The organism is Citrobacter sp. KTE151 (assembly GCF_000398845.1).
In the GTDB taxonomy this organism is placed as follows: Bacteria; Pseudomonadota; Gammaproteobacteria; order Enterobacterales; family Enterobacteriaceae; genus Citrobacter; species Citrobacter braakii.
On sequence record NZ_KB976063.1, the window covers coordinates 221,595 to 240,035 of the forward strand.

The window sequence follows — 18,441 nt, forward strand, 5'->3', positions numbered from 1 at the left end:
GTGCGCTCCATTACGCCTGGTTTTTGGCTTTTGAACGGGAGGTACGTGATTCACCGATCAGCCAGTCAAAGATGAAAATAATCGCCAGCATCACCACGATTAAAATGGAACCGTAGGCAATCGCCACGCCGTATTCGCCGTCTTCTACGCGATTCAGGATGTAGGCCGTGGCCACGCGGGTATCCGGCGTGACGAGGAACACAATGGCGCTGACGGTGGTAATGGCGCGCACAAAGCTGTAGATCAGCGCTGAGAGGATCGCCGGGCGCAGCAGCGGCAACAGGATATGCGTAATGGTGCGCAGGGAACCGGCGCGCAGACTGAGCGAGGCTTCATCCAGCGATTTATCGATTTGGCCTAAGCCCGCAATGCCCGCCCGGATACCGACCGGGACGTTACGCATCACCATTGAGATAATCACGATGGCGGCGGTGCCGGTGAGGTATACCGGGGCGCTGTTAAAGGCCAGAATGTACGACACGCCCGCTACGGTGCCCGGAACGGCAAAGCACAGCATAGTGGTGAACTCGATGGTCTTTTTGCCTTTAAACTGCTGACGCACCACAACCCATGCGATCAGCAGGCCGAAGATGGCGGTGATCGGCGCGGCAATCCCGGCGTAGAGCAGGGTGTCGAGCAGTGAAGGCCACGCGCCGTCGCTCATTCCCTGACCGAACAGTTTGGTAAAGTTCGCCAGCGTCAGGGTGTAGTCCACGCCCCAGTTAACGGTGAAACTGCCGTAGAAAATGCTGCCGTAGAGCAGGGCGTTAAAGGCAATCCACACCGCCAGCAGCGCGACCACGCTCCATACCAGCGTTACCGGCAGCGGCTGCACGTCGCCCCGATAGGATTTACCAGAAACGGTGACGTACGAGCGTTTACCAATCCACATGTACTGCACGCAGAATACCAGCAGCGAGAACAGCAACAGGAAGGCACCCAGCGTACTGGCGGCCTGGTAGTCGAGCTGGGAACCGGTGATGTAGAAGTAGATTTGTGTTGCCAGCACGTCAAAGTTACCGCCAAGCACCAGCGGGTTACTGAAGTCGGCCAGCGACTGCACCACCACAATTAAAAAGGCGTTTGCCAGTGCCGGTTTTAGCAGCGGGACAAACACGCCGTTAAAGGTTTGCCAGCGGCTGGCGCGCAGGGTGTATGACGCCTCCTCCAGCGACGGATGAATGGTTTTGATCGCCCCGTCGAGGATCATAAACGCCATCGGAGTGAAGGCCAGCACCTGCGCCAGCCAGATGCCGGTAAAACCGTACAGCCAGTTGGTGTTGGTCAAACCAAACCATTCGACCATAAATTCGGTGATGTAACCGGAGCGTCCCATCATCAGCGTTACACCTAAACCCACAACAAACGGCGGGGTGACGATCGGCAGAATCGAGAAAATACGTCCGATAATGGCGCTGCGTTTCGCGATACGGGTGGTGTAGATAGCCAGCACCAGGCCAAAGAAGGTACAGCCGACGCCGACGGCAATCGACAGCATAATCGAGTTGAGGATCACCTGAATGATATGCGCCTGCGACAGCACATTCATAAACGCCAGCGGAGCAAATTCTCCGGCGTCGTTGGTGAACATCGGAATGAAAATAGCGATACTTGGCCAGACGATAAAAATACCGATCAGCGCGACAATCGCGGTGAGCGAGCCGATGACGAAACGGTCGCCGCCCAGCCATTCCAGACGGGTGAGCGCCAGGGTCATGATCGCGCCTAGTGCCACAAACAGCATGATGGTGGCATAGCCTAAGCCGCGTCCCTCAATAGTCGCGCTGGCGACGATAAACGCCATACAGAAAAACGCCCAGCCCGCATCAAAATAATGGCGGCTGCGCTGTTCGCGTCTGGCCTCATGGAACGGGCGCACCAGCAGCAGGCTTGGCAGCAGATACCAGAGCCAACTGATATTGAACTGTGACCAGCCGTAGGCGGCGAGAATTTCTTCGCGCGTCGATTCCAGCAGACCGTAGTCCAGGCTCCAGCTCGGCAGCAGGGCAAACGCCAGCCAGCCGAGTAAAATCCAAAGAAATATCGCATCCCGTTTTTTCACGGGATGGAGTGCAAGTGTGTGTGACATAGCGGTTCCGGTATTTCAGGCCGGATATGGCGTTAAGGCCTTATCCGGCAAATGAACGCAAATCTGGGGTTATTTACCCATCTTCACTTCGCTGACCCACTTATTGATCAGGGCTTTACGCACGTCGGTCGAGCCGTACTTATCCATGTCGTAATTGATAAGCTTCAGGTCGTCGAGCTTCAGCGAGTTAGGGGACGTCTCGGCGGTGGTGTTGGTCAGGATCTGATAGGATTTACCTTTCTTCCACGCCAGCTCCTGCGCGTCTTTCGACAGTACCCAGTCAACGAACAGTTTGGCGTTATCGAGGTTACGCGCGCCTTTCAGGATGCTGACACCGCCGATTTCATAACCGGTACCTTCGCACGGTGAGACAAGTTCCAGCGGTGCGCCCTGTTCTTTTTCCAGCGAGTAGTCGTGCAAGAAACCGATGCCGATAGCCGTTTCGCCACGGGCGGCGTTGCGCGCCGGGGCAATGCCGGATTTGGTGTACTGGGAGACGTTGGCGTTGAGCTGTTTCAGGTAGTCAAAGGCCTGATCTTCCCCCCACAGTTGGGCAAAGGTCGCCAGTGCGGTATAGGCGGTACCGGAGCTTTGCGGATCAGCAATCTGGATTTCGCCTTTGTATTCCGGTTTGGTCAGATCCTTCCAGCATTTTGGCACCGGTAGGTTTTTCTCTTTCAGACGCTGGGTATTGACGCCAAAGCCCAGAATACCGACATAAACCGCCGAGGAGAGGTTGCCTTTCACTTTTGCCGGATCGCGAAACTTCTCCATGATTTGTTCGAGGTTTGGTGATTTATACGGCTGCAGCAAGCCCATTTCACCGGCCTGAGACTGTGGATCCAGCGTACCGCCGTACCAGACATCCGCTTGCGGGTTTTTCTTCTCGGCATCCACTTTCGCCAGCGTACTGCCTGAGCCGTTGCGAATGAATGAAGTCTTCACATCATATTTTTCACCGAAGGCTTTGGTTTCGGTTTCGCACATTTCGTTGGTGGCGCTGCAATACACCACCAGACGACCCTGCGCCTGAGCTGCACTGCTGAAGGCTGCCAGCGTCAGAGCGGAGGCAATTAGGGTAGAGGTAAGCGTCAGTTTCATTGTTTTATCCTTTGACTGAGAGAAGGGGGAATGCCCGCAATGAGCAATGGCATCAGCAATAAACCCATAAAGACAGCGGCAACCGAGAGCAAACTGAACATTCCCGACCAGCCGTAGTGTTCTATGACCAGCGACAGCGGCCAACCCGCCAGCGCGGCCCCCAGATAGGCGAACAGCCCGAGAAAACCAGTAATTGAACCTGCTGTCGCTTTATGTCCGCATTCCACGGCCGCGAGGCCAATTAGCATCTGTGGGCCAAACACAAAAAAGCCCACGGTAAAGAAACACACTGCCAGTAGCGCGTAGTGGTGCACCGGTGCCAGCCACAGCGCGGCGACGGAGACCATCAGCCCCAGTGTGAACAGCAAAATCATTGGCGCACGCTGACCGCTGAACAGCAAATCCGATCCCCATCCGGCAAACAGCGCCCCCAGCAAGCCGCCGACTTCAAACAGCATTACCGTGGCATTGGCGCTGAGCAGGTTCACACCGTGGCTTTCCGTCAGCCAGATGTTGCCCCAGTCGTTGAGCGCTATGCGGATCAAATAGACCAACACATATGACACGCCGAGTAGCCAGATCATCGGGTTCTTCAGCATGGTGGTGCGCAACATTTGCCACAGTCCCATCGGCGGGCTTTGCTGCTCCTGACGCAACTCCAGCGGGTCTTGCCGCCATTCCCCAACCGTGGGTAAGCCTTCTTCCCGGGGCGTGCCTTTCAGTTGCAGGGTGAGCCAGACTCCTAACGCCATGCTGATTATTCCTGGAGCCAGCATGGCTGCCTGCCAACCCCACCAGTGGGCGGCAAAGGCGCTAATCAGCGGAATGATGGCCCCACCGATGTTGATCGACATATTCCAGCAGCCCCACCAGAAGCCGCGTTCGTTGCGCGAGTACCAGTGGGTCAATAGTCGGGCGCAGGGCGGCCAGCCCCAGCCCTGAAAAAATCCGTTTAGCGTCCAGACCACCAGGAGCAGCGTCAGCGATTCACCAAAGGCGAACAGCACGTTTAAAACGCCGGTGGCAAACAGGCCAATGCCCATAAACGCGCGCTGTCCGTGGCTGTCGTGCCATAGCCCGGCGGTGAATTTCGACAGGCCATAGGTCAGATAAAACAGCGATCCCAGCAGGCCGATATCGCCTTTATCCAGACCCAGATCCGTTTGCAGCGCCGGGAGGACGTAGTTAACGCTTTTGCGCGTCAGATAAAACGCGGCGTACCCAATCACCATACACATCAGCAGCCGGGGGCGTAGCGCCCGGTATTGTTGGTCTGTTTCGCGTGATGCACGTGCATGCATGGCAGCCTCCGTTTGTGCTGACTATAGGAAAGTGAAAGCAAAATGGGATGAGATAAAGTCCGCAGTGACTAAGACTTTTTCCTGGTTAACGGCTGATTTGTTGCAAATTTGTGGGCAGGTTAACAATTACCCGCGTGCCGTTGTTCGATTCGAGCGTCAGTTCGCCGCCAAGGGCGCTGACCCGCTCACGCATCCCCTGGATACCGAACCCGGGGATTTTCTCTGCGAGAATACCTACACCGTTGTCAGCGACGTGCAGAAACACGCGGTGTTCCTGCTGGCGCAGCGTAATCGATACTTCGCTGGCATCGGCATGTTTACAGACGTTATTGAGCAACTCCTGCAGCAGGCGATACAGTGTGAAACGCACCGTTTCATTTTCTGGCGTATTTTCAAGCTGATAGTCAAACCAACAGCGAATGCCGCGTTCGGCAAAGGCAAATTCATTCACCAGATGATGCAGTGCATCTTTAAAGGCCAGTTCATCGAGCGCGGGCGGTCGCAGCTGGCGCAACAGTTGGCGGGTGAAGTGGTGAATGCGCCGGGCAAGGTCGTTGATCTGATTTGCCGCTTCAAGCGTTTGCTCGCGACCCGGCGCGCGCTTGACCAGTTGCGACTGAATTTGAATGGCGGTGATGTTCTGACCAATTTCGTCGTGTAGCTCCCGCGCCAGGCTTTTGCGCGTATTTTCCTCGGTGCGGATCAGTTGTTCGGTCAGCGCGCGTCGCGCTGCCAGTTCGGCTTCCAGACGCTGGCGATAATGGTGCAGGTTTTGCGCCAGATGCTGCTGGCGGCTGATAGCGATCCCGAGCCCTATGCCCAGCAGCGCCTGGGTGGCGAGGAAAATCTCCAGCTCCAGTAAATTGCTGAACCCGACGCCGATTTGCCGGGCGATGGTGATCATCATACTGCCGAGCAGTCCGGACAACACGCCGCCCTGCCAGCCAAATTTCCACGCCATCACCACGTTTGGTAAGAACACCACGATTAGCAGCAGGCGCTCGATCTCCGGTGACAGCACCATCTGGGTACCTATGCCGATAATGAAAAACAGACTGCACCAGATGATAAGCGAGGTACGCAGGGGAGGATTGGTGGTATCCAGTCCGAGCAAATGATAGCGGTGCTGCTGGCGCAGAAATTCATAGATCAGATAGACAAACGGCGTCAGCAGCACGCCGCCGGTAAACGACGCCAGGCCAATTAACGTTGCCGGGCTTTGGATAAACGGTGAAAGCAGGAGGGTATTGAGCAATGACGTGATCGTCACCGCGGCCAGCAGCAGCGTTAAGCGCTGCCAGTAAAGGGGGAAGCGGTGCCAGTATGACTGGCCGATACTCGCCGGGATCAGGCTAATCAACGGCGCAACCAGCAGGATATAGCCATTCACTAATTGCTCGCTGTGCAGCCAGAACAGCATCAGCACCGGCGGCAGTACCAGCGCGGGCCAGTAACGGCGAGAAAGCAGGATTAGCAGGGCGAGATAGACGCCGTGCGGCAGGAATAGCGCTGCCTGCTGGCCGTTGTGGGTCAGGTAAAACCCCAGCGTCCACAGCATCAGCCAGCCCGATCCCCAGGCCAGCAGAATAAACAGAGAAATAACCCAATGACGAAGGCTGCGTGACATTAATGCCCCGTCAGCAACTGGTGGTCGAGTGCAAAATGCACCAGATCGATGGTGCTGTGGCATTGCAGTTTGCCCAGCACGTTCGCACGATGAACGTGCACTGTTTTATGGCTGAGGTCGAGCTTGAAGGCGATCTCTTTTACGCTGTCGCCTTTGACCAGCAGATCAAACACTTCGCGCTCGCGCGGGGTCAGTATCTCCAGTACCTGCGCGGGCTGTTCGCCGCCGCGTAGCGCCCGTAGCGCGTCGGCGCACAGGTAATGCCCGCCCATACCAACCGAACGTACCGCCTGCACCAGTTCCTCTGGCCCGCAGCGTTTGGTCAGATAACCGCTGGCACCGGCATCCAGCGCGCTTTGCACAAACGTGGGTGAGTCATAGATGCTGAGAATAATGGCGCGAAACCCGGGCTTCTGCGCCCGCAGTCGTTTTAACAGGCTCAGGCCATTTTCATCCGGCATGGCGATATCCATCACCGCAACGTTGACGTCATCATGCAGTAATGCAGGCCACGCCTGTGCCGCGCTGCTGTACTGGCCAGCAACGTTGAGATCGTTTTCGAGACTGAGTAATTGCGCAAAGCCGGAACGCACCACCACATGGTCATCCACCAGCACAACATGAATCATGATCTTGCTCTCTTGCCTGACAATGGCATCTATGATGCCTGCCAGCGCCGCGCTGGCAATCCCCGTGGCGCTGATATGTAACGAATGTAACAAAATCGCAATAATTTGCCGGGTGTTGTAGGACGGATAAGCGTTGCGTATCCGGCATTGATTAATGGATGGCGGCGTGAGGGCTGAGAGAATGGCTATTTCATTGGTGGTTGACTCTCCCCTATCGAGGGGGAGAGATTTAAAACTGCCAGGTGAGATCGGCGAGAATTTGCTGGCTGTGATAGCTCTCAACCGGCGTTTCATACCATTGTTTGCCGAGGGCAAGACCGAGAGTTAATTGCTCGGTCAGCGGCTGATTGCGACGCAGGCTGATGCTTTTTAACGTTCCTTTTTTGGTGTCCGGTGACCAGTCATAGGTATAGGCACCCGTTCCGCGGCTTACCCAGAGCTGCGTATTGCCTTTACCGTTCAGGTCGTTCAGACGCAGTGAAACGATGTGGCTATAGCTTCCCCCAGCATCTTCAGTATCGTAATGCGTATAACGCCATGAGGTGATAAACGGTCCGGTATACAGAGTTATTCCGCCTGAAAAAGCATTGACGTCCGTATCGTCAAAGTAGTTGGCATAGCGATAACCAAAGGTAAATACGGTTTTAGGTAGAACTTTTACGCTGATATCCTGCTGAGCATCGCGTCTGGCAAAAACGGGGGTGTTTTCGGCAATTGCCAGACCCGTTTTTGTTGATAACCACTGATTCCAGTTATACCAAACGGTCGCGCGGCCACGTAACGCGTTCCATGATTCACCGTTGTCGTAATCGCGTCTGCCTTCGGAAATATTGAAAACCGCGGCACCATCGTCAATCTGCGTCTTTAATTCGCTGAACATGACGTTACGGGTGCCATGCCCTGCCGAATAATCAGTAAAGTCGTATCCGGCTGTCAGCTTCAGGTCGGTTGCTTCAGCCGGGAGAGAAGCCGTGCTGAGTATCAACGATACAAATAAAGTCCTTTTCATTATTCTTCACCTACGAGACTGGAGATCTCTTGTTTGAGGATATATTTACCTTTTGGCAGGTTTTGCTCGATGGTTATCCGTGGGCCAATTGTGCTTTCAGCTGCGATATATCGGCCTGGTAAAATAATGACCTGAACACCAAGCCGCGCACCGGGACCGATATAACACCCTAATTTTTCGCAGCCTGTATCAATGTCTTCATCGTCCAGCCTGACATGCACGGTTTTACCATCGAGGCGATGATTGCTGGTTCTTACCTGCGCGCCCAGGTAAGCGCCTTTGCCAATAACCGAGTCAGAAATAAAGCATTGGGGACCGATGGTGGCCGTCGATTCCAATACTGCGTTTTTGATTTCGGTGCCATAGCCAATACGTACTTGATTGCCAATTAAGCAACCCGGTCGAATAAAGGCGTAATTACCAATAATGCAATCGGCCCCAATTACGACAGGCCCCTGAATAACTGCACCATGACAAATTTTACTGCCAGCACCGATCGTCACCGCTCCCGCGCTTTCATCAATAACAACGCCAGGTGCAATGGATACTGACTTATTATTCTGTTCGCTAAGCTTTAGATAGTTCTTCACCACCGCGGGTAGCTGTGGGGGGGTTATTGTTTGGCGCATCCACCACCGCGGTATAGCGTGTGGGTTTGTCACGTAGGGGTTCACGTCCAGTAAAAAAGGCAATAAGTCCATATACAATCCAAATTAAATAAGCCAGAAGTACGTAAAAAACAGAAAAAGGCGCAAGGAAAATAAGTTTCCAGCATCGGTGATACCAGGCACTAAATGCTCCAATTGAGCAAACCACTCCAACCCAAATAATGGGAAACAAGGAAAGCACAATCGCATGTGGGCCGATAGTGAGCGTGATGTGTTGCCAAGTAATGAGATAGATTGCTACGCCATACAACACGACCAGCACCATTGGGAGTATGCTGAAGATGCCGAATCTGCTGAGGATGAGTGATTTATGCAGACGCATGCAAACGGCATAGCCCACGATCCAGCGCCGCCATCGTTTCCATTCATCGCCCAAGGTATTGCACTCCTGAGGATAAACAATGCAGCGGTTTGCCTGACGGATACAATAACCATTCGCGACCAGGGTCCAGGTTAAATCGAGATCCTCCACCTTGGTACGATCGGAAAAACCAAATTTGCGTAGCACATCAGTACGAAACATGCCGCAGGCTCCGCTAATAATAAAAGGCGCACCGCCGAGCAACTGCTGTAATGTCCGCTTCATGACGATCATCGGAAGTTTTACCGTTGCACGGATATGTGGCAGCAATCCAGCACCAGGCAGATGTGTTGAGGGGATTCCACCAACGGCATCGGCGCCATTTTCTATTTCCGCTAACATGAATCCCATACCGTCACCATCAGGAGGGACATAGGTGTCTGCATCGCTTAAAAAAACCTGCTCACAGGTAGCATAGTTTAATCCATTCATTAAGGCGCCACCTTTCCCGGTATTCTTTTGCGTCACGGTAATCAGGCGTTCTCCCCATTTTTCTTTCACTTTATGCATAATGATTTCGGTATCATCAGTGGAACCATCGTTTACACATATGACTCGATGAAAATAGGGATTTAATAACAAGTTTTCCAGCGATTGTGCCAGGCAAGGACCTTCGTTATAGGCCGGAATAATGGCGTCAATACTGTCGTTACGTAAACTAGGTTTTCGTTTTAAGGTTGTGAGGAACCAAAGTAATATACATAGGCTCATCATAATAAAAAATATTGTTTTCATATAATTAGAGAATCATTTTGTGAACAACAAAACCTTCAGATAATTCACATCCGGCCTGTTGCCCTCGGAATTGAGCTACGGTACGCAGACGTTCTGTACGCATATAATCACGTTGCTGCTGGCTTTGGTGAAATGAAAGCGCACGAAGTTTTTGAATGAAACAGTTTTCACTGACCTTTTCAAAAACTTGGGGAATAAACGTCAGCCAGGTACTGGGGGTTTCATAACCGAGAACCTGGGGAATATTTCGGCAAGCAACGATAGAAGCCTTATGTACCGCGCGATGATCCTGATGCCGGTCAGAATCATGCATAGTATAAGTTCGCACGATGTTGATTTGTTCGGGAATGTGATTTGTGATGACGTCTTCAAGTGATTTGATCATCGTATCAACAAAGTACGGTGTGCGTGTGTCCTCAAAATGAAAATGAAAAATCTGATGGCAGCCTAATGATGTTAATGCCGATTGAGATTCTGCGTGTCGGTCGGCTTTTAAAGCGCACCCTTCAGCCCCTGCGGTCATGACGACGGCAGTAACGTGATAGCCTTCTTTTATTAAGCGGGATAACGAGGCACCACATCCGAGTTCGATATCGTCCGGATGCGCACCGATTGCTAATATCCCTTTTTGGTATGATGTAACCATGATCAAATCCTTCACTTTTCTATGAGAGTGTTATCTGGGTGTTCAATGAATATAAACACAATATCTGTTTTTCAGATATTTTAAGCTCTTGTTGGAAAGACGGGATGGATTAGTGTTTGCCGTAATAAAGATATTACAGTGTGTAATTTGATTAGTCAAAAAATAATATTTATTGAAAGTTAGGATGTTTTTTCTTAATCAATAAAAAAAATGAATGCATTAATTTTTTTACTAGTTTGATTTTTCTGAATGATTTATTTTTTGTAATTAGATAATGAAGTTATTAAATTGTACTGTAACTATACCTTCAAATAGAAGAATGGAATACATATGTCATTTTGGTATTCATTTACGAATAATTGATATTGATTGTAATGATGAATTTCAGATGGGATATTACTTTCAGAATGAATCATAAACAGCAAGACGCTGAGCGCTGGTACTCGTTAGAATCTTTAGGCTGGCGATAAAAGGCCGGATGGTTTACGCCACCCGGCATGGAACAATAAAGTTAGCGCAGGATTTTTTTCTCAGCCAGATCCAGTGCGAAGTAGCTGAAGATCAGATCCGCGCCAGCGCGTTTGATCGAGCCTAAGCTTTCCAGCACCACTTTCTCTTCATCTATGGCACCCGCGAGGGCTGCAAACTTGATCATCGCGTATTCACCGCTGACCTGATAAGCGCCAATCGGCAGCTCGGTGCGCTCGCGGATATCGCGCAGAATATCGAGGTATGCGCCAGCCGGTTTGACCATCAGGCAGTCTGCGCCCTGGGCTTCATCCAGCAGCGATTCGCGGATCGCTTCCCGACGGTTCATCGGGTTCATCTGATAGGTTTTACGATCGCCCTTCAGCGCGGTACCTGCGGCTTCACGGAATGGGCCATAGAAAGAAGAGGCGAATTTGGTGGAGTAGGACATGATCGCGGTATCGGTAAAGCCCGCGGCGTCCAGCGCCTGGCGAATCGCCTGCACCTGGCCGTCCATTGCGGCGGAAGGGGCGATGAAATCTGCGCCCGCAGCGGCGGCAACGACCGCCTGTTTGCCGAGATTGGCAAGGGTTAAATCGTTATCAACGCCGTGCTCGCATAATACGCCGCAGTGACCGTGAGAGGTGTATTCACAGAAGCAGGTGTCGGACATGACGATCATCTCCGGTACGGTCTGCTTACAGATACGCGACATGCGCGCCACCAGACCGTCTTCTTTCCAGGCATCGCTGCCGGTGTCATCGGTGTGATGAGAAATGCCGAAGGTCATAACCGAGCGGATGCCTGCATTAGCAATGCGTTCAATTTCGCGCGCTAGATGCTTCTCTGGAATGCGCATCACGCCGGGCATGGCCTCAATAGCTTTGTAATCGTCGAGTTCTTCTTCAACAAAGATCGGCAACACCAGGTCATTTAAGCTGAGTGTTGTCTCTTCAAACATAGCGCGCAGCGCGGGTGATTTGCGCAGGCGGCGAGGGCGTTGGATTAGGTCTGTCATGGTATGCCTGATGTTTGTGGAATCGAAGGCCGTAGTATACCCGAACCTGAGGGTGGGGGGGTTACGAAAGTTGGCGTTATATATGGATTTTCCATCGTGGAAGGCTGAATCATTAGAGCCATTTATTCATATTTATGGCAAATTATTTATATTCATTATTTTGTTTGTTTCTATTTTTATTATTTTAAATATCGATACGTTTATTTTTGTAGAGCTGGAAATAATTACTGTTCATTTATTGTTTATTTGTTTGGGTGAGTGGTGAGTTATTTATTAATTATATGTTTCAGATATATCCTGTGAGGTATTTAATTGAAAGGATGAGTGTTTTTGTCTTTTGTGTCAGAGGAGGGAGTATTCGTAGTGTTGTCCGGTTTCGGACGATTAGCAAAGAATAATTGAACCTTTCCTTTGTGAAACCGCATAATCGTCCCCGCGAAACATAATATGTTTTCTTTGCATTGATAATTGATGGATCAACTATATTACGTCCCTGAGGAGGGATGACAAATGCACACTTGGAAAAAGAAACTTGTAGTCTCACAATTAGCATTAGCCTGTACTTTGGCAATCACTTCTCAGGCGAATGCTTCTACTGATATTTCTGGAACCACGTACACAACGTTCACCCATTATAATGACGCATCACATGTTGATGACGTTTACTTCGATGGATATGTCGGTTGGAACAATTACGGCACTGATAGGGAAGGTGCGAATAAGCAGGTCATTTCTTCCCAAGCTGACTCGCTGATTAAAATTTCGCGGATCTGGGCCGATTTTTTTCCCGCAAACACATCGAATCAGCCTATTTAGGCTATTTTTTCCACCATTTCTGGCGTTATTTCCGGTTTTTACTGAGATCTCTCCCACTGACGTATCATTTGGTCCACCCGAAACAGGTTGGCCAGGGTGAATAACATCGCCAGTTGGTTATCGTTTTTCAGCAGCCCCTTGTATCTGGCTTTCACGAAGCCGAACTGCCGCTTGATGATGCGAAACGGGTGCTCCACCCTGGCACGGATGCTGGCTTTCATGTATTCGATGTTGATGGCCGTTTTGTTCTTGCGCGGATGCTGCTTCAAGGTTTTTACCTTGCCGGGACGCTCGGCGATCAGCCAGTCCACATCCACCTCGGCCAGCTCCTCGCGCTGTGGCGCTCCTTGGTAGCCGGCATCGGCTGAGACAAATTGCTCCTCTCCATGAAGCAGATTACCCAGCTGATTGAGGTCATGCTCGTTGGCCGCGGTGGTGACCAGGCTGTGGGTCAGGCCACTCTTGGCATCGACACCAATGTGGGCCTTCATGCCAAAGTGCCACTGATTGCCTTTCTTGGTCTGATGCATCTCCGGATCGCGTTGCTGCTCTTTGTTCTTGGTAGAGCTGGGTGCCTCAATGATGGTGGCATCCACCAAAGTGCCTTGGGTCATCATGACGCCTGCTTCGGCCAGCCAGCGATTGATGGTCTTGAACAATTGACGGGCCAGTTGATGCTGCTCGAGCAGGTGGCGGAAATTCATGATGGTGGTGCGATCCGGCAGGGCGCTATCCAGGGATAATCGGGCAAACAGGCGCATGGAGGCGATTTCGTACAGGGCATCTTCCATGGCACCGTCGCTCAGGTTGTACCAATGCTGCATGCAGTGAATACGCAGCATGGTCTCCAGCGGATAGGGCCGTCGGCCATTGCCCGCCTTGGGATAAAACGGCTCGATGACAGCGGTCATATTCTGCCATGGCAAAATCTGCTCCATGCGGGAGAGGAAAATCTCTTTTCGGGTCTGACGGCGCTTAGTGCTGAATTCACTATCGGCGAAGGTGAGTTGATGGCTCATGATGTCCCTCTGGGATGCGCTCCGGATGAATATGATGATCTCATATCAGGAACTTGTTCGCACCTTCCATAGTATTTATAATGGTGATATTTATCCGGTAATCAATAACGCTACTGTCAACGGCGTTATTTCTACTTATTATCTGGATGATGGACTGTCAACTAACGGCAATTATAACAGCCTGACTATTAAAAACAGTACCATTCACGGAATGGTGACATCCGAATGTATGACCACGGATTGTACTAACCGTACGGGTACCGACTATTACTACGACCGTCTGGCAATGAACGTCATCAACTCCACTATCGATGACAACTACGAACATTATACCTACAACGGTACCTATAATGACGTGGCTGATACGCACGTTGTCGACGTTTATAACCTGGGTACGGCTATCACTCTGGATCAAGAAGTTGATCTGTCTATCTCCAACAACTCTCACGTCGCGGGTATTACCCTGACTCAAGGTTATGAGTGGGAAGATATTGACGATAATACCGTCATCACCGGCGTAAACAGCGGCGAAGTGTTTAACAACACTATCGCTGTTACCGACTCGACCCTCACCTCCGGTTCCTGGTCTGATGAAGGAAGATCCGGCTGGTTTGGTAACACCAGCAATGCGAGCGACTACAACGGTAACGGTTGGAACGCGAATGATATCGCATTGGCGGTTATTGCTAATCCCAATGCAGATAACGCGATGCAGACCACCGCCACGTTTGATAACGCTACGCTGATGGGCGATGTGCTGTTCTCCAGCAACTTTGATGAGAACTTCTTCCCGAACGGTGCTGATACTTACCGTGATACCGATGCCGATCTGGATACCAACGGCTGGGATGGTACTGACCGTCTGGATCTGACCCTGAACCACGGCAGCAAGTGGGTTGGTGCAGCAATGTCCGTCCATCAGGTTGACGTTGATGGTGATGGCGTTTACGAAAGCTATGCTGAGGGCACTGACGCCACCGCTACGCTGATTGATATCGCTGCCAACAGCCTGTGGCCTTCTTCAACCTACGGTATCGATAGCGACACAACCTCTTATGACGAAAATGGTCATGTGGTTGGCAATACCGTTTATCAGAGCGGTCTGTTCAACGTGACGCTGAACGGCGCTTCCCAGTGGGATACCACCAAAACTTCTCTGATTGACACTCTGAGCATCAACAGCGGTTCCGTTGTCAACGTGGGTGATTCTGCGCTGGTTTCTGACTCCATCACTCTGACCGGTGCTTCCGCACTGAACATCAATGAAGATGGTCGTGTTGCGACTAATACGCTGTCTATTGACAACAGTACCGTAACGATTGCTGATGATGTCTCTGCTGGCTGGAATGTGCTTAATGCCGCGCTGTATGCCAATACCATTAACGTCACCAACAACGGCGTTCTGGATGTGGGCAACAGCACCGGGAACGCGCTGCAGGTTGATACCCTGAATCTGACCAGCTACACCGACGCTTACAACCATGTTAATGCGGGTGTTTTCGACATCAACAGCGCTAACTATGTATTAAATGCTGACCTGACCAACGATCGTACTAACGATACGCGCCAGGCTAACTACGGTTATGGCGTGATCGCGATGAACTCTGATGGTAATCTGACTATCAACGGTAACGGCGATTCCGACACCTCAGGCGATCAGTCTGAAGTTGATAACTACGGTGATCACGTAGCAGCGGCAACCGGTAACTATAAAGTTCGCATCGATAACGCCACTGGCGCAGGTTCTGTTGCTGATTACAAGGGTAACGAGCTGATCTACGTTAACGACACGAACAGCACCGCAACTTTCTCTGCAGCCAACAAAGCAGACCTGGGTGCTTACACCTATCAGGCTCAGCAGCAGGGTAACACCGTTGTTCTGCAGCAGATGGAGCTGACCGACTACGCGAACATGGCGCTGAGCATTCCGTCTGCCAACACCAATATCTGGAACCTGGAACAAGACACCGTTGGTACTCGTCTGACTAACGCGCGTCATGGTCTGGTAGATAACGGTGGTGCATGGGTGAGCTACTTCGGCGGCAGCTTCGATGCGGATAACGGCAACATTAACTATGATCAGGATGTTAACGGCATCATGGTCGGTGTTGATTCCAAAATCGATGGTAACAACGCTAAGTGGATTGTCGGTGCTGCGGCGGGCTTCGCGAAAGGTGACATGAGTGACCGTACTGGTCAGGTAGATCAGGACAGCCAGACTGCCTATATCTACTCTTCTGCTCGTTTTGCGAACAACATCTTTGTTGACAGTAACTTAAGCTACTCCCACTTCAATAACGATCTGTCTGCCAGCATGAGCAACGGTCAGTATGTTGATGGCAGCACCTCTTCTGATGCCTGGGGCTTTGGCTTGAAACTGGGTTATGACCTGAAGCTGGGTGACGCAGGTTACGTAACCCCTTACGGTAGCGTATCCGGTCTGTTCCAGTCTGGTGATGACTATAAGCTGAGCAACGACATGAAAGTTGACGGTCAGTCTTATGACAGCATGCGTTATGAACTTGGTGTAGATGCGGGTTATACCTTCGCCTACAGCGATGACCAGGCGCTGACCCCGTACTTCAAACTGGCCTACGTTTACGATGACTCTAACAACGATTCTGATGTAAACGGTGATTCTATCGACAACGGCGTAGAAGGTTCTGCGGTACGCGTTGGGCTGGGTACTCAGTTCAGCTTCACCAAGAACTTCAGCGCGTACACCGATGCTAATTACCTCGGTGGCGGTGATGTCGATCAAGACTGGTCTGCAAACGTTGGTGTTAAATATACCTGGTAACAACTTTCTTGCAGAGAAATAAAAGGTAATTTTATTTAGAAATAATGCCCGTCACGGATTTGACGGGCATTTCTTGCAAGGAATACGCACATGCTATCTTCAAATAAACCTCTTCTTGAGTTTGGTAAGCTTGATAAATGTTTAGCGAAATATGGTAAACACTTTGAGTGTGATAACGACAAAGAAATAATTTTTTCCAGCGATATTAATAGTGACGATACTTTTGTTATTTTAAGTGGTGTTGTTTCCCTGCGTAGAGGAGAAAGCGTGCTGGTCGGGATTGCACAGGCGCCTTTTATTATGGGCCTTTCTGATGGCGTGATGAAAACAGATGTACAATACAGATTAATAACCGAAAGTAATTGTACGGGATACCACCTGCCTGCTTCGCAAACGATAAATATAATTGAACAATGCCAGCTTTGGCGTGAAGCCTTTTGCTGGTTAGCATGGCAAAATTCCATGTTTGAGTTGCGCGATCTGCAGCTGATCGGCAATAACTCCTACGATCAGATCCGCGCGACGCTGATATCCATGATGAAATGGGACGACGTACTGCGTTCGCGTATCGGCGTCATGAACTATATTCACCAACGCACGCGAATTTCACGCTCAGTTGTCGCTGAGGTTCTCGCAGCATTGCGTAAAGGTGGTTACATTGAAATGAATAAAGGCAAACTGGTGAGCATTAACCGTTTGCCTTTTGAATATTAAGTCAGGATGCAGGAATAACCTGCGGTTTGTTCCCGCTCAACTCTGCAACCAGATCGTTGATACCGTCGCTCATATTGGTAAATCGGGTTAGCGGAGAGCGGGTCACCACGATAAATGCCCCGACGTTTTGCTGTGGGATCATCGCCATATAGGTAATGAAGCCGCCGCCGCCACCGGTTTTTTGAATAATTCCTGGTCGCCCATTCTTCGGCGCCATATAGACCCAGCCCAAACCCAGCGCATCGGCTCTACCCGGAACATCCATCCCTATCACTTTGGTTAACTGCGTACGCTGATAAATCAGCGTCTGCATACGGTCGGCCTGCTGGCTACGATGGTAAAAATCAGATGAGAGATACTGCTGCATCCAGCGCATCATATCGCCGGGCGTTGAATAAACACCGCCGCTGCCCATTGCCGCCAGGGTATTGTTGCAAGGACTGGCGCCTTTTTCCGCGACCATCAGGCGTCTGCATTGATCGGGGGATGGGGTAAAGGTGGTGTCTTTCATCCCCAGCGGGCGGGTGATTTTTTCTTCAAACAGCTGTGGATAAGGCTTTCCGGATGCGGTTCCCAGCGCATCGGCCAGCAGGTCAAACGCCAGGTTGGAATAAGAAGCCTGCGAACCCGGTGCGGCTTTAAGCGTGGCGGTTGAGAGATAGCTCCAGCGCTGTTCACGGGTTGGCCAGACAAACACCGGGCGCTTCGCCGCGCCGCCAGGCTGTTCGCGCGGCAGCGCGCTGGTATGCGTCGCCAGATTCACCAGCGTAATCGGCGTGCCCTGATAAGTCGGCACGCGCGCGCCAGGCGGCGCATATTTGCTCAATGGATCGTTGAGTTTAACCGTACCCTGATCGAGTAATTTCACCAGCATTTCGCTGGTCATTAATTTAGTAATAGAGGCAATTCGAATAACGGAATCCAGCTGCGGATGAACGTTATTGCCAGGGCGTGTTTCGCCGAAGCTGCGAAATACGCGCTGGTTGCCATCAATCACCACGAGCGCCATCCCCGTAGCACCGCTGCCGTAAAATATATGGTCGGCATAACGATCGACGATATCAGAGGCGAAGACCGGATCGGTTATAGGCTGTGCCGCCTGGACAGATGTCAATGACGCCGCACACAGCGCGGCAGAAAAAAGCAGACTACGTTTCAACGGTGGTGTCCATGAGTTAGAGAAAGTGAAAAAGGATGTCGTGCGTATGCGTATTTATACTACTCATCGGCGTATTGCAAAGCGCTTATCAGCCAATGATAGTGTGAAAAACGTAACGATGAGTAAACGCGAGCGTTTCCCGGATTACGGATGTTCGCTTTTGTGATCTCACGCTGTGATAATCTGCACTTGCTGGAACGTTGTCGAGTGTGAAAATCACAGAAACAATTCTTCATACCCGGGTGCGAACTAAGTGCCGCGGTTTTGGTCACACTTGTCGG

General features: G+C 51.2%; 15 protein-coding genes and 1 pseudogene. 3 read left to right on the plus strand and 13 right to left on the minus strand.

Annotated features, from left to right (window positions below):
- Nucleotides 1–10 precede the first annotated feature (10 nt).
- The 10 genes from WC7_RS20230 to hemB all read right to left on the minus strand — a co-directional run bounded on the left by WC7_RS20230 (nt 11) and on the right by hemB (nt 11,652).
- Nucleotides 11–2,089, minus strand: coding sequence for an ABC transporter permease (locus WC7_RS20230; RefSeq protein ID WP_016151982.1), 2,079 nt, complete (start codon nt 2,087–2,089; stop codon nt 11–13).
- Between the two features lie 69 nt (nt 2,090–2,158).
- Nucleotides 2,159–3,190, minus strand: coding sequence for an ABC transporter substrate-binding protein (locus WC7_RS20225; protein WP_016151983.1), 1,032 nt, complete (start codon nt 3,188–3,190; stop codon nt 2,159–2,161).
- Nucleotides 3,187–4,491 carry an MFS transporter family glucose-6-phosphate receptor UhpC gene (gene uhpC / locus WC7_RS20220; protein WP_016151984.1) on the minus strand — a complete coding sequence of 435 codons (1,305 nt, stop codon included), beginning with the start codon at nt 4,489–4,491 and terminating at the stop codon, nt 3,187–3,189. The genes WC7_RS20225 and uhpC overlap by 4 nt, the downstream gene beginning before the upstream one ends.
- Nucleotides 4,492–4,576: 85 nt before the next feature.
- Nucleotides 4,577–6,118: an MASE1 domain-containing sensor histidine kinase gene (locus WC7_RS20215; RefSeq protein WP_016151985.1), complete on the minus strand. Its 1,542-nt coding sequence runs from the start codon at nt 6,116–6,118 to the stop codon at nt 4,577–4,579.
- Nucleotides 6,118–6,747: a response regulator transcription factor gene (locus tag WC7_RS20210; RefSeq protein WP_016151986.1), complete on the minus strand. Its 630-nt coding sequence runs from the start codon at nt 6,745–6,747 to the stop codon at nt 6,118–6,120. The genes WC7_RS20215 and WC7_RS20210 overlap by 1 nt, the downstream gene beginning before the upstream one ends.
- A gap of 229 nt (nt 6,748–6,976) precedes the next feature.
- Nucleotides 6,977–7,759: a YaiO family outer membrane beta-barrel protein gene (locus WC7_RS20205; protein WP_032946969.1), complete on the minus strand. Its 783-nt coding sequence runs from the start codon at nt 7,757–7,759 to the stop codon at nt 6,977–6,979.
- Nucleotides 7,756–8,385, minus strand: a complete 630-nt coding sequence (locus tag WC7_RS20200; RefSeq protein WP_016151988.1) for an LbetaH domain-containing protein — start codon at nt 8,383–8,385, stop codon at nt 7,756–7,758. Before WC7_RS20200 ends, WC7_RS20205 begins: the two co-directional genes overlap by 4 nt.
- Nucleotides 8,324–9,520 carry a glycosyltransferase family 2 protein gene (locus WC7_RS20195; protein ID WP_016151989.1) on the minus strand — a complete coding sequence of 399 codons (1,197 nt, stop codon included), beginning with the start codon at nt 9,518–9,520 and terminating at the stop codon, nt 8,324–8,326. Before WC7_RS20195 ends, WC7_RS20200 begins: the two co-directional genes overlap by 62 nt.
- A 4-nt stretch (nt 9,521–9,524) precedes the next feature.
- Nucleotides 9,525–10,166: a PIG-L deacetylase family protein gene (locus tag WC7_RS20190; protein ID WP_016151990.1), complete on the minus strand. Its 642-nt coding sequence runs from the start codon at nt 10,164–10,166 to the stop codon at nt 9,525–9,527.
- 511 nt (nt 10,167–10,677) lie between these two features.
- Nucleotides 10,678–11,652 (minus strand): porphobilinogen synthase, encoded by a 975-nt coding sequence (gene hemB, locus WC7_RS20185; protein WP_016151991.1) that lies wholly within the window; start codon nt 11,650–11,652, stop codon nt 10,678–10,680.
- Nucleotides 11,653–12,162: 510 nt separating this feature from the next.
- Here hemB and WC7_RS26580 point away from each other — a divergent pair.
- Nucleotides 12,163–12,357 (plus strand): annotated as a pseudogene (locus WC7_RS26580) (hypothetical protein); the annotation flags it as partial.
- Here WC7_RS26580 and WC7_RS27310 read toward each other — a convergent pair.
- Both WC7_RS27310 and WC7_RS20180 read right to left on the minus strand, forming a co-directional pair.
- On the minus strand, nt 12,298–12,525 hold the full coding sequence (locus WC7_RS27310) for a hypothetical protein (protein ID WP_369707886.1): 228 nt from the start codon (nt 12,523–12,525) through the stop codon (nt 12,298–12,300). The pseudogene WC7_RS26580 and the gene WC7_RS27310 overlap by 60 nt on opposite strands.
- Complete coding sequence (locus WC7_RS20180) at nt 12,507–13,487, minus strand: IS5-like element ISKpn26 family transposase (RefSeq protein ID WP_000019445.1); 981 nt, start codon at nt 13,485–13,487, stop codon at nt 12,507–12,509. Before WC7_RS20180 ends, WC7_RS27310 begins: the two co-directional genes overlap by 19 nt.
- A 25-nt stretch (nt 13,488–13,512) precedes the next feature.
- Between WC7_RS20180 and ehaB the strand changes: the two genes are divergently transcribed.
- Nucleotides 13,513–16,287, plus strand: a complete 2,775-nt coding sequence (gene ehaB, locus WC7_RS20175) for an autotransporter adhesin EhaB (RefSeq protein ID WP_016151993.1) — start codon at nt 13,513–13,515, stop codon at nt 16,285–16,287.
- A 90-nt stretch (nt 16,288–16,377) separates the two neighbouring features.
- Nucleotides 16,378–17,001: a hydrogen peroxide resistance inhibitor IprA gene (gene iprA, locus WC7_RS20170; protein WP_016151994.1), complete on the plus strand. Its 624-nt coding sequence runs from the start codon at nt 16,378–16,380 to the stop codon at nt 16,999–17,001.
- A 1-nt stretch (nt 17,002) separates the two neighbouring features.
- On the opposite strand, the gene ampH is transcribed toward iprA, so the two are convergent.
- On the minus strand, nt 17,003–18,160 hold the full coding sequence (gene ampH, locus WC7_RS20165; RefSeq protein ID WP_016151995.1) for a D-alanyl-D-alanine-carboxypeptidase/endopeptidase AmpH: 1,158 nt from the start codon (nt 18,158–18,160) through the stop codon (nt 17,003–17,005).
- Between the last annotated feature and the right edge of the window lie 281 nt (nt 18,161–18,441).